Origin of the sequence: Candidatus Palauibacter sp. (genome assembly GCF_965237495.1) — a bacterium.
Lineage (GTDB): Bacteria > Gemmatimonadota > Gemmatimonadetes > Palauibacterales > Palauibacteraceae > Palauibacter.
The window spans coordinates 617,252-629,543 of sequence record NZ_OZ250143.1 but is presented as its reverse complement, the minus strand read 5'-3'; the positions used below and the strand labels follow the sequence as shown (position 1 = coordinate 629,543).

The 12,292-nt window shown below is 71.2% G+C and carries 9 protein-coding genes; 2 read left to right on the top strand and 7 right to left on the bottom strand.

The features are described 5' to 3' along the window. Window positions 1-43: 43 nt before the first annotated feature. Genes ACPXY0_RS02595 through ACPXY0_RS02565 form a run of 7 tightly spaced genes read right to left on the bottom strand, consistent with a single transcriptional unit; the run spans window position 44 to window position 11,161 of the window. On the bottom strand, window positions 44-2,131 hold the full coding sequence (locus tag ACPXY0_RS02595) for a BatA domain-containing protein (RefSeq protein WP_423928197.1): 2,088 nt from the start codon (window positions 2,129-2,131) through the stop codon (window positions 44-46). Next, window positions 2,128-3,054 (bottom strand): DUF58 domain-containing protein, encoded by a 927-nt coding sequence (locus tag ACPXY0_RS02590; protein WP_423928195.1) that lies wholly within the window; start codon window positions 3,052-3,054, stop codon window positions 2,128-2,130. The genes ACPXY0_RS02595 and ACPXY0_RS02590 overlap by 4 nt, the downstream gene beginning before the upstream one ends. A 7-nt stretch (window positions 3,055-3,061) precedes the next feature. Further along, window positions 3,062-4,138 carry an AAA family ATPase gene (locus ACPXY0_RS02585; protein WP_423928193.1) on the bottom strand — a complete coding sequence of 359 codons (1,077 nt, stop codon included), beginning with the start codon at window positions 4,136-4,138 and terminating at the stop codon, window positions 3,062-3,064. A gap of 57 nt (window positions 4,139-4,195) precedes the next feature. Further along, window positions 4,196-4,999: a DUF4159 domain-containing protein gene (locus ACPXY0_RS02580; protein ID WP_423928191.1), complete on the bottom strand. Its 804-nt coding sequence runs from the start codon at window positions 4,997-4,999 to the stop codon at window positions 4,196-4,198. After that, window positions 4,996-7,725, bottom strand: coding sequence for a tetratricopeptide repeat protein (locus ACPXY0_RS02575; protein WP_423928189.1), 2,730 nt, complete (start codon window positions 7,723-7,725; stop codon window positions 4,996-4,998). Before ACPXY0_RS02575 ends, ACPXY0_RS02580 begins: the two co-directional genes overlap by 4 nt. Beyond that, a complete protein-coding gene (locus ACPXY0_RS02570) occupies window positions 7,722-8,750 on the bottom strand; it encodes a hypothetical protein (protein WP_423928187.1) in 1,029 nt (342 codons plus the stop codon). Before ACPXY0_RS02570 ends, ACPXY0_RS02575 begins: the two co-directional genes overlap by 4 nt. Beyond that, window positions 8,747-11,161 (bottom strand): glutamine amidotransferase, encoded by a 2,415-nt coding sequence (locus tag ACPXY0_RS02565; RefSeq protein ID WP_423928185.1) that lies wholly within the window; start codon window positions 11,159-11,161, stop codon window positions 8,747-8,749. Before ACPXY0_RS02565 ends, ACPXY0_RS02570 begins: the two co-directional genes overlap by 4 nt. Window positions 11,162-11,411: 250 nt before the next feature. Here ACPXY0_RS02565 and ACPXY0_RS02560 point away from each other — a divergent pair, with 250 nt between their 5' ends. Beyond that, on the top strand, window positions 11,412-11,690 hold the full coding sequence (locus ACPXY0_RS02560; protein ID WP_423928183.1) for a ribbon-helix-helix protein, CopG family: 279 nt from the start codon (window positions 11,412-11,414) through the stop codon (window positions 11,688-11,690). Then, window positions 11,687-12,283: a type II toxin-antitoxin system VapC family toxin gene (locus tag ACPXY0_RS02555; protein WP_423928181.1), complete on the top strand. Its 597-nt coding sequence runs from the start codon at window positions 11,687-11,689 to the stop codon at window positions 12,281-12,283. Before ACPXY0_RS02560 ends, ACPXY0_RS02555 begins: the two co-directional genes overlap by 4 nt. Window positions 12,284-12,292 lie beyond the last annotated feature (9 nt).

The window sequence follows — 12,292 nt, the reverse complement described above, 5'->3', positions numbered from 1 at the left end:
GACGACCTCGGCCCCCTCGCGCGGGGACGATGTCCAGGCTCCGCTACGCCCCCGTCAGCGCCGATGCCGGACGCCGCCGCGTCCACAGGTTCGCCAGTACGCTCTCCACGCCGAGCACCAGCGCGGCGAGCAGCAGGAGCAGCCACCAGAGTTCGGCGCGCCTAGGGACCTCTTCCCCGTCGACCGTCGCCCCGCCCTCTCCCGTCGCCCCCGTCGGCGCTGTGCCCGCAACGGCCTCGACCACGCGCTCCGTCGCGACCGGCGCCAGATCAGATTCGGCAATCCGTGGGTTGACCGCCACGGTCACGGCTCGCGCCGCGTCGTCCCTCGCCTCGACCTGATAGAAACCCGTCTCCGGAAAACCGATCCACGTCGGACCTTCCGCGATTTCCAGCTGATGCCGATCCCCGGTCGGATCGACGAGCACCCACTCGCCCTCTCCGTCGGCGAAGCCCTCGTCCCCGGCCCCGACCAGCGACCCCAGTTCGAGCACGCCCCCGGCCGCGATCCAGCGTTCCGGCTCCCGGTATCCCGTCGCGTGCAGCGCGAGCCGATGCACGAAGGGGAGGAAGACGGGCTGGAGCGCGAGGTCGTTCCAGAAGCGGTCGAGGGTCGAAGTCCACACCAGGACCCGCCCCTCGCCCACGACGTGTTCGAGCAGCGCCGGTTCGCCGCTGTCGAAGCGGGCCAGCACCGCCGTCCCCTCGGCGGGCTCGACCCGCCAGAAGCGAACGAAGCGCGCGCCCGCGAAGTCCCCGCTGCGGGGGGTCGAGAACAGTTCGAACACGGGGTGGTCGTAGTCGAGCCACGAGAGCCGGCGGCCCTCGCCGACGTCGACGAGCGGCCCGGGCTCGGCGCCGAGCAGGCCCTGTCCGGCGGCGGACCAGCGGCCCATCCGCGCGCCCGGCCCGAGCACGATCAGCAGGCCGCCGCCCGCGCTCACCCAGTCCCGGAGCCGGCCGGCCCGCCCCGCGTCGGCGAGATCGCCGTCGTTGAGGACCACGAAGTCGATCGACGACAGCCCCGCGGCGTCGATGCCGCTGGCGGGCGCCCGCGAAGCCTCGATGCGCGGCGCCTCCCCGATCCCCAGGGCGCGCTCGAGGAAGAGGCTCGGGTCCTCCGCTCCGCGGCTGGTCCCCAGGATGAGCGTTCGGAGTCCCGTCTCCGACGCCGCCACGAAGCGGAACACGTCGTCGATCTCCAGGCCGTCGCCGGGGATCGTGAGGCGCGCGCGGCTCCGCCCCTCGGGGAGCGCGAGGTCCTCGAACACGACCGTCCCGGTCCCGCGCGGCGGCATGTCCACCGGCCTCGTGGCCACCGTCCGCCCCCCGACCTCGAGCGACACCGGGAGCGCGTCCACCGGCGTCTCGCCCATGTTGGCGAGCCGGGCCACGAGTCGGACGCGCCCTCCATCCGCCGTCCGCAGCGCCGCTTCCGCCAGCGCCACGTTCGCCGCCGCGTCATCCTCCGCCTCGCCCGCCACGCTCGCCGCTCGCAGCGAGACTCCGTCCGGGAGCCGCACCCGGTCGCCGTCCTCCCATCCCGTGCGCTGGAAGTCGGAGATGAGCGCGACCTCCCGCACCCGCCCCTCGGGCTCGGCGAGGATGCGCCCCGCGAGCTGGAGTCCCGCCTCGAGCCGCGTTCCCAGATGCGTCGGCGACAGCCCCTCGAGCACCGTTCGGGCCGCCTCCAGGTCGAGCGTCAGCGAGAGCCGCTCCCGCGCCTGCTCGTTGAAGCTCGCCACCGCGACCCGGTCCCCTTCCCCCAGCCCGTCAAGGACGGCGCGGGCGGAGTCGAGCGCGGCCTCCCAGCGGTCCCCGAAGCCCAGGCTCGCCGACACATCGAGGAGGAGCACCACGTCGCGCGCCGATCCCCCCTCCACTCCCTCCGTGGTGTCGAGGAAGGGCCGCGCGAACGCGAGCGCGAGCAGGACGATCGCGGCGCAGCGCAGCGCGAACAGCAGCGGGTGGCGGATCCTGCGCCGGTTCATCGACTTGAACGGCAGCTTGCGCAGGAACATGAGCGAGGGGAACACCGTCACCCGGCTCCGCTGCCGGTGCGTCAAATGGATGATGATCGGCACGGAAAGCAGCCCGAGTCCGGCGAGGAACCACGGCGTCAGGAGACTCATCGTTCCTTCCCCTTGAGGCGCCGCGCCCGGTGCGAGAGGTAGCGGAAGAGCACCGCGTCGAGCGGCACCGACGTCACCGCGAGTTCGTGGTCGATCCCCCGCTCGATCATCAGCTTCGATAGCTCGCCCACGTGCCCCTCGACCAGCGAGAGGTACTCCGTCCGCATGTCATCCGGCATCACCGGGATCCGCTCGCCCGTCTCCAGGTCCTCGAACGACCTCGCGGCCTCGAACGGGAAGTCGACCTCGGCCGGATCCAGGATCTGGAACACGATCACGTCCTGCCCCTTGCTCCGGAGCGCCCCCACCGAGTCGAGCACGGTCTTCGGCTCCGCGTAGAGATCGGAGAGGAGGACGACGATCCCCTTCCGGGTGAGGCTCTCGGCCACCTGGATGAGCGGCCGCGTCAGGTCGCCCGCCGTCTCCGCGCTGATGCGGTCGAGCGCGGCGAGGATCAGACGCCGGTGTCGGACGGAGGGGGGGATGTACTCGAGCAGCTTGTCGTCGAACACGGCGGTGCCCACCCGATCCCGCTGGCTCGCGGAGAGGTAGACCAGACAGGCCGCCAGGTAGCGCGCGTAGTCGAGCTTCGTGATCCCCTGCGAGCCGTAGTCCATGGACCGGGAGGCGTCGATCGCGAAGAAGACGTTCGCGTTGGTCTCGGCCTCGTATTCCTTGATGTAGTGGCGGTCGGTGCGCCCGTAGACCTTCCAGTCGATCTTGCGGATATCGTCGCCGGGCAGGTACTGCCGGTGCGCCGCGAAGTCGAGCGACCGCCCCAGGAAGGGCGATCCGTGCGCCCCGGCGATGAAGCCCTCGACCACGTAGCGCGCCACGAGTTCGAGGTTCCCGATCCGCGTCAATACCGTCGGATCGAGGAACTGCGTCCCCGGAACCGTCCTCGAGGTGATCCGCGCGCGCACGGCTAGTTCACATCCCCGACTTCGGCGGCGTCAAGTCGTCGAGGAGGCGTTCGACGAGGTCGTCCGTGGAGACGCGTTCGGACTCCGCGTGAAAGTTCGTCAGCACCCGGTGGCGGAACACCGGGGCGCAGAGGGCGCGCACGTCGTCGAACGAGACGTTCACCTCCCCGCGCAGCAGCGCCCGCGCCTTCCCGCCGAGCACCAGGTACTGGGCGGCGCGCACGCTCCCCCCGTAGGCCACGTACTGCTTCACGTAGTCGGGGGCATCGTCGCGGCCGGGCCGGGTCCGCCGCGCCAGCTGTACCGCGTAGCGCGCCACCGGCTCCGAGATCGGCACCTTCCGCACGAGGTGCTGAAAGGCCGCGATCTCCTCGGCCGACAGCACCGGCCGGGGCGGTTCGCCCGCGACCGTCGTCGTGCGCTGGATCACCTCCAGCTCCTCATCCTCGGGCAGGTAGTCGATGTTGATCTGGAACATGAAGCGGTCGAGCTGGGCTTCGGGCAGGGGGTAGGTCCCCTCCAGTTCGATCGGGTTCTGCGTGGCGAGGACGAAGAAGGGGGACGGGAGGTCGTACCTCCGCCCCTGGATCGTCACCTGCTTCTCCTCCATCGCCTCGAGGAGGGCGGACTGCGTCTTGGGCGGCGTGCGGTTGATCTCATCGGCCAGGACGATGTGCGCGAACAGCGGCCCCTTCATGAACACGAGGTGCCGTCGGCCGGTCTCCGGGTCCTCCTGGATGATGTCGGTCCCGGTGATGTCCGACGGCATGAGGTCGGGCGTGAACTGGATCCGGTTGAAGCTCAGGTGCAGCACGTCGGAGAGCGTCTGGATGAGGAGCGTCTTCGCGAGTCCCGGGACGCCCACGATCAGGCTGTTGCCCCCGGCGAAGAGCGCGATCAGGACCTGCTCGACGACGTCGTCCTGCCCGATGATGACCTTCTTCAGCTCCTGGCGGACGGCCTCGGCGCTCCGCTGCAGGCGGTCGGCCATCTCGCCATCGTCCGGGGCCGTCTCCGGCGCGCTGTCCGGCGTCTGGCCCGGAGCCTCGTTCGGGTCTTCGATCCAGCGGGGATCGGCTTCCATGCCGGCTCCTTCCGTCACCACCGCGCGAGGCGGGGTCGGGGTTGGTCAGCCCGTCTGTTAGTGTGTGAGGGCGTAGACCACATAGTTGACGCCCAGCTTGTACGCTTCGTTTGAGAGCGCGATGGGGACGAACCCCCGGTCCGACCACTCCATGTAGTCGCCAATGTCGTTGTCGTGATTGACGATGACCATGAGCCGGCCCTCGGGATCATTGTCCTCGAGGACCCCCCAGTAGCTCGCCGTTCCGCCCCAGTAGGGGTGTGGCATCTCGATGTTGCTCTGCTCGAGGTGGAAGAACGAGTCGAAGATCGGGTGGCTCACGTCCAGCTGCACGAGTTCGTGCCCCGGGAGCAGGACCTCGAGCATCCGATCCGTCCACTGCAGATCCCGATAGCCGCCCATGTCGTCGATGATGAGGAACCCGCCCTTGCGCAGATAGTTGCTCAGGTTGTCGGCCTCGGCCTCGGTCATGCTCCAGTCGCCGGGCTCCGAGAGGTACGCGACCGGGAACTTGAACAGATCGGGGTCGTCCATGGCGAGGACGTTGCCGCCGCCCAGGCGCGGGTTGATGGTCGTGAGAGCGTCCACGATCTCGCCGAAGTTGCGCTCGGCCACCGGCCAGTCGTGCGACCAGCCAGGGTTCCAGCCCCAGCCCCCCGTGCGGTAATAGAGACGCACGAAGGTGAACTCGCCCGTGTAGGGCGTGTTGTACTCCTGGTAGGCGGCGAGGTCGTTCCCGAAGCCGCCGCCGCCACCGCGGCCGCGGCCGCGCCGACGCTGCCCCTCGAGGTCGGCGAAGGCGCCCAGCGTGAGCAGGGCGGCCAGCGCCGCGGCCGCGAGTCCCCGCGTCCGCGCGCTCACCGGGTCCCCCCGGGGTCGCCGCGGATCTCGAGCAGGAGGTCGAGCGCCACCTCGAAGTTGGGCGCGATCTCGAGGGCGTCGAGGACGGCGCGGCGCGCCCCGGCCGCGTCGCCGCCGCGGTGGAGGGCGAGCGCCACCCGGTAGTGGGCCTCCGCGAGATCCGCCGGCGCCAGCGCGAGGAGCGCCCGGCGTTCGCGCGCCGCCTCCGTCCAGCGCTCCGCCGCCTCGTAGCTCGCGGCGAGCCGCGTGTGAATGTCGAGGTGGAAGGGGTCGATCCAGATCGCGCGCTCGAGCGCCTCGCGGGCCGCGGCCTCGTCCCCGAGTTCCTCCTCCACATCCGCGAGTTCGAGGTGCGCGTCGAGGTGGTTCTCGTTGAGGGCGGTGTAGGCGCGATACGCCTCCGCGGCGCGCGCGGCGTCCCCCGCCTCGCGGTGGATGCGGCCCAGGAGCAGGGTCGGGGCGTCCGGGCCGGCGTATTCCGGGAACATCTCGCGGGCGCGGCTCAGCGCCTCGATCGCCGCCTCGGTGCGGCCGTCGCGATGGGCCTCCGCGGCCGCGATCATCTGCCCGGCGAACGACTCCGGCTCCGGCCCCGGCTCCGGGTCCGGCCCCGGCTCCGGCCCCGGCGTCCGCGCGTGTGGCTCCCCCGGGGCGGCACCGCCGAGCGCCGCGAGCGTCCGGCCGAAGCGCGTCTCGATGTAGTCCTTCAGTTCGCGGTCGAGGTCGGCCAGCGTCGTGCCGAGCGCCCGTTCCACGACTTCGGTCGTCTCGAGGCCGTCCCGGTAGCCGTCGAGCATGGCGAGGATCGCCTCGAAGCCGCGCGATGTCTCCAGCATCTCGCACAGGAGGGAGGCCATGTAGTAGGCGTGCTGCACCTGCCCCGGGTAGGCGGGCCGCACGAACCCGTAGTTGAAGCGCTCCAGCGAGGGCAGCCGTTCCTCCGCGAAGGCGGCCAGGAAGCCGGGGTCGGGATCCGAACCCCAGCCCTCGCGCGCGTGCCGTTCGTCGAGCACCGCCAGCCCCTCCGAGAGCCAGCGCGGCACGCGGTGTTCGGTATATCCGAGCGTGAACGCGTGCGAGATCTCGTGCCACAGCGTCGAGCCCCAGTTGAAGTCGCTCCCGGGACGCGCGCTCGGCGAATCCATGGCGAGGACGGAACCGAAGCTCACGCCCAGCGCCCCGATGCCGGCGAGTCCCACCGTCCGCACGGAGAAGTCCGCGTGCCGGTCGTAGACCTCGACCAAGATGGGCGTGGGCGGCGCGAACCCGTAGCGCGCCCGCATGGCGTCGAACGCCTTCTCGGCGAGGGCGGTGGCGTAGATCGAGAGAGCTCCGGCCTCCCGCGGGTGGAACGAGAAGGAGAAGCGCGGGCTCGTCGCCGTCTCGAAGCCGGCGAGTGCCTCGAGCAGGTCGAGCGTGTTGAAGACCCACACGTTGAACGGGTCGCCCTCGAACGTCGCCTCGAGCGTGGCGCGCCCTTCGTCGATCTCCCCGACGCGGAGCTGGTTGAGACCGAGTTCGGCCCGGCCGGCCCAGGAGAGGGGATCGAGGGACACGGCCTGGCGCGCGAACCCGACGGCGTCGCCGTAGCGGTGCGTGCGGTAGGCGACCTGCGCCAGCGCGACGTAGAGGTCGGCGTGCCTCGGGTCCAACCCGAATACGCGGTCGCGCGCCTCGGCGAAGGCGGCCGCGTCCCCCCGCAGGTGGGCGGCCGCCGCGATCTCGGTCCACGCGGCGAGGGACACCGGGTTCGTCTCGAGCGCGCGCCGAGCCTCCTCCTCGGCCGTCTCCACGTCCTCGAGTTCGAGATAGAGACGCGCGAGAAAGACCCTCGCCTCGGTGAAGCCGGGGTTCGTCTCGAGACTCTGTTCCGCGAGTTCGAGGGCCTCCGAGGAACCGTCGAACTTCGCGCGCCGCGCCTTGGCGAGGAGGGCGCGGGGGTGGACGGGGTTCCGGGCCAGCGCCTCGTCGATCAGCGGCCCGGCCTCGAAGCTGTCGTACTTGTCGAGGAAGAGGAGCCCGAGGTCGATGCGCGCCTCGGGGTCGCCGGGGTCGACCTCGATCGCCTCTTCGTAGGCCCGCACCGCGTCGTGGAAGAGGTCGGGGTCGCGGACCCCGAGATAGGTCACGGCGGCGGCGACGGCGCGCAGGTGCTCCGCGTCGAGCCGGCGGGGGTCGGCCGTGTTGTAGAAGTCGATGAAGCCGTCGAAGAGGGCGAGTGCTTCCTCGCGCGCGCCCTGTTCGAAGAGGAGGCGGCCGAGGTCGAGCCGCGCGAGTTGGGCGTCGCCGGCCCGGCTCTCGATCGCGCGGCGGAAGTTCGCCTCCGCCTCGTCGAGGCGGCCGAGCCCCCGCAGGAGGACGCCCCGGGCGTGCGCGAGTTCCGTCTCGGGGTCGGCGCCGTCGGGGGCACGCCCGGCGGCCCGGTCGAGGGCTTCGAGCGCGGACTCGTATTCGCCCGTGGCGGCGAGCGCCCGCGCCCACCCGCGCGCGGAGGCCGGGAACTCGCGCCCGGAGCGCGCCAGGTCGCGGAAACCCGCGACGGCTTGCCGGTATTCGCCGGTCTGCAGCGCTTCGACGGCGGCGGCGAGCGGATCGTCGGCCGGAGGCCCGCTGCCGCGTTCCTGGGCCCAGGCCGGGAGCGGAACGGCGAGCGCGATGATGAGCGCCGCCAGCGAGCCTCGCGGCCCCGGTCGGCGGGTTCGCGCGCCGCGGCGGCTTCGCCTCACCGGGCACCTCCCCGGTCCCGGAGGGCCCGGTTGATGCCCGCGAGTTCGACGAGCAGCGCCTCGAGCCGGTCGTCGTATTCGTCCTCGCTCAACTCGGCGCGTCGCCCGCGCAGAGCGGCGATCCCATCCTCGACCCGCTGTTTGTCGGCCAGGAGGGCCGCCAGTTCCGGATCATCGGCGGCGGCCTGCGCCACGGCCGCCGGGGCGGCGGCGAGGAAAAACCGGTTCGCAAGGGCCCCGTCCGGCCCCTCCACCGTCGGCTCCAGCGCTCCCTCGCCATCGCCGTCGTCGTCGAGCAGGGCGTGCTCGGTCAGCATCTCGTTCTCGCTCTCGTACCGGCGCTGCACCTCCCCCGTCGCGTAGCTGAACGCCTCGAGCAGCGAGACGCGTTCATCCTTGTCGACATCGGCGTCGTCGAGCGCGAAGGCGTCGACGAAGAAGCCGCCGAAGTGCGAGTGATCGCGCTCGCGCGGGGAGCGGGTCGCCGTCACCACGATGCGCCGGTCCCCGGCCACGGCCGGCACGAAGCCGCCGCTCGCACTCGCCGCGTTCACGACCGCCACCGTCTGCGTGGTGAAGGCGCTCAGCCACACGGAGAGCGTTTCGCCCGAGAGGTCGGGACCGGGCAGGTTGAGGCGCGACTCCTGGCCGCTTCCGCTCCCGTGGCCGAAGAATAGGATGAGGGCCGGGTCGGCCGGCCCGGCCCGGGTGGCCATCGCGAGCACCTCGCGCTCCACGGCCTCCAGCGTCGCCCGGCCCGACGCGCGCGGCGAGATCGCCGCGTCCTCCGCGAGCCACACGATGGACTCCTCCGCCACGCCGAAGCGCTCGCGGAGGGCCTCGATCAGCCGCTCGGCCTGCTCCCGGAAGAGCTGGCTGTACTCCGGGGCGCCACCGAGCCCGCTCACGATGAGGACCTGCGCCCGAGGCGGGGCCGCAGCCCTCTGCGCGAGGGCGACCGACGGGACGCCCGCGAGGGCGAAGGCCGCACCGAGCGCCGCGGCGCCGAAGCCCGCCCGGCTCACGCGAGGTCCTTCCAGCGCCGGTAGGCCCACTCGCCCCCCAGCAGCCCGGCGAGGAGGAGGAAGAGGATCGGCATGTCCCACAGCGACCGCTCCTCGTACACCGTGTCGCCGCTCTCCGTGTAACGGATCTCCTCCGCCAGCAGATCCGCGTCCTCCGCCGTGTAGTAGCGCCCGCCCGTCTCGTCCGCGATCCGCCGCAGGAGTTCGGTCCGCCGCCCGGCGCCGAACTGCTCGATCTGCGGCGTTCCCGCCTGGAAGAAGCCCTCACCCTCGACGACCTCGTCCTCGGTCAGGGCCGTCCCGCGGGGCGCGGCGCGGACGCTCACCCGGTGCAGTCCCGGCTCCTCGGGTACGAAGCGGCCCTCGTATTCGCCGTCCCGCTCCACCGTCCAGTCGAGGCGCACCTCCGTCGGCATCCCGCTGGGTCCCGTCACCGTGGCCACGACATCCGCACCGTTCACGCGCAGGTACCGTTCGTCCTCCACCTCGGCCCGGATCCGCAGCGGCTCCGACACGGGCGCCACGTCGTCCCCCAGATCGAGGCGGGCGCGACCCGGCGTGTCGTGCACGAGCCAGCGCAGCAACTGCCGCCACAGCGTCTCGTGGGTCTCATCCTCCAGCGGGATGTCCGCGTGCATCTGCCACAGCCAGGAGTCCTGGGCCGTGAACGCGATCGACGTCCCGCGCCCGTACCTCTGGTGCGCGAGCAGCACCCGCGGCTCCCCCTCGACCGGAACCCCGTTCAGAAGCGGCACCGCCCCCGGTTTCGTCTCGAACACCCGGTTCACCGAGGTGAGCGGCGGGAGTTCCGGCCAGCGCGCCGCCGACGCTTCCGCCGTCTCCGCGATCCGCATCGCCGCGTGACGCCGCCCCGCCGGGGTGAGTTCGGCCGACACCTCGAGCACATCGGGCTCCCCCGCCCCCGGCAGCACGACGGGGAGCGCGTCCGCCAGCGCCGTCCCCGCGTAGCCGCCCTCGCCCAGCGCGCGCCGCCCTCCCAGCACGAGGAGTCCGCCCCCGCGCTGTCCCACGAAATCCGCCATCATCTGCAACTGGTCGTGCGTGAAGAAGCTCGCCTCCACGCTCCCGAGGATGAGCCCGTCGTACTCGTACAACTCCTCGCGCGTGTCCGGGAACCCGCCCGCGAGTTCTCCGGGGCCGTCCACATCGAGGCGCAGGTACTTCTCATCCGCCGTCCGCAGCAGCGTCACGACCTGGATGTTCTCGTCATCGGCCACGGCGCGGCGCACGAACTTGTTCTCGGGGCGCGGGGAGCCCTCGAAGTAGAGGATCTTCCGGCGCGTGTCCCCGACCTCGACCAGGATCTGCCGCTCGTTGTTTCCGGTGAGCGCCTCCCCCTCCACCGGGTCCACCGAGAAGCGGATGGCGCGGGGGCCCGACTCCTCCAGCGTGAACTGGACCTGGACCGGTTCCTCCCCGTCCGGACCGAGGGTGAGGTCGTGCGTGCCCACGATCCGGCCCTCGTCCTCCACATCGAGACGCACCGTGCGCCCGGCGAGTCCCGCGCGGGAGATGATGACGTCGGCCACGATCGTCGTCCCCTCCAGCGCCTCGCGCGGCACCTCCACCCGCCGCACCTCGATGTCCGGGACGATGCGCTCCGAGCCGACTCCGATCGTGTACACCGGGATCCCCGCCGCGCGCGCCTCCAAGAGCGCCTCGGAGAGCGGGGGTGTCGCCTCGTCGTCGTTGTCCGCCCCGTCCGACACGACCACGACCCCGGAGAGCGGCAGTCCCGCCATCTCCTGCTGCACCCGGGTGAGTGCCGCGGCGAGGTTCGTGCGAGGGCCGGCGAAGGCCAACTCCCCCGCCCCGTCGATGCGGTCCGCGTCGGAATCGAACCCGTACATCCGCAGCCGGAAGCGCTCCTCAAGCGCCGCGCGGAGGCCACCCTCGCCGCCCTGCGTCAGGGGCTCCGGCTCCTCGGCGGGGTCCATGGCGGAGGAGCCCTCCACTCCGGGGTTGGACGCCAGTGGATCCGTCGCTGCGGCATCCATGCCGCCGCCATCCGTACCGCCGTCATCCGTGCCGCCGAAGAGGTCGAGCACCCGCTGCGCCCGCGTTTCGCCGTCCTCATCGGCCACCCGCATGCTGCGCGAGTCGTCCAGGAGCACCGCGACGAAGTTCCGCCGCGGGACGACCGTTGAGACGAGGAGCACCGGCCGCAGCAGGAGGAAGGCGAGGACCCCGAGGGCGGCGGCGCGCAGCGCCATGAGCACCCAGCGATCCCGCGCCTCGATCGTGGGTCCGATGCGGCGGTACTGGAGGGCGAACCACACGACGGCGCCGAGGCCGAGGAAGACGAGGATCACGCCCCACCACGGCACGGCCAGCGAGAGATCGCCGCGCTCGAAGACGACGGGACGGTACTTGAAGAGAAACTCGAACACGCGCTGGCTGGCCCTTCCCCTCCTGTGCGGTCTCTCCGGTGTCTGCCTTCCCGTGTCGTCGGAGTCGGGTGGCGACGGGCGTCGGCCCCGATCCCGGCCCCGGCGACTCCAACCTACAAGTCACATGTCTCTCTAAGAAACAAGGCCCGCGCGACGATCGTTGCTCGCCGCCGAAGCAATCCCGTTTGCGATAACCGTGTATTACAACTAAAATACGCGGAGACCCGAAACAGGAAGGATTAAGACTCCCATGAGTTTGCGAACGGTACGGCTGGATGAGGAAGAAGAGGCAATCCTCGAAGATCTTCGGCAGAAGACGGGCTGCTCGATCTCAGAGGTGTTGAGACGAGGGCTCCGGTCTTACGACACGACCGTGAACGGATTCCGCCTGGGGCGCAGGACGGGCGAGACCTTCGGTGAAGCATTGCGGCGCGCTACGTCGCGCCGCGACGACGAGCTCGCCGCTCTACCGCCGCGACCGTACAAGGAAGCCGTAGTGGAGGCGATCCGGAAGAAGCACGCCCTGTGATTCTGGTGGACACGGGGCCTCTCGTAGCCACATTCGATCCTCGGCAATCGGACCACGCCGGGTGTGTTCGTACCATGGAGACGCTCGGCGGGAAGACGGTGACGACGATCGCGGTGCTCACCGAGTCGTTTCACCTCCTGCGGCCGCCGAGGCCAAGGGCCGGTCTCATGGACTTCGTACTCGATGGCCATCTACGCGTGGTCGCTCTGGACAATCTTGACCTTGGCCGCTGCTTTGAACTCATGGTCCAGTACGCGGACGCGCCGATGGACTTCGCAGACGCCTCGCTCGTCGCCGTGGCCGAGCGTTCCGGGATCGATCGGGTGTTCACGCTGGACCGCCGGCATTTCGCCGTCTACCGCATGAAGCGCGGACATCGGCACGTGCCCTTCACGATCGTCGGGCCCCGGGCCGAGCCACCGATGGTGCGGGAGGGGGGTGATCGACCCGACACCTGTCTTCCGGAACCGTTTCCGACCCCGTCGGCTGGCGAGCGCGCGGCCAACGCCGCCTACAACCGTGATCTGGCCGAAGCCGCCCTGCGGGACGTCCGCGAAGCGCTCGACCGGCTGGATCGGACGCTTGTGGGCTGACACGGGATA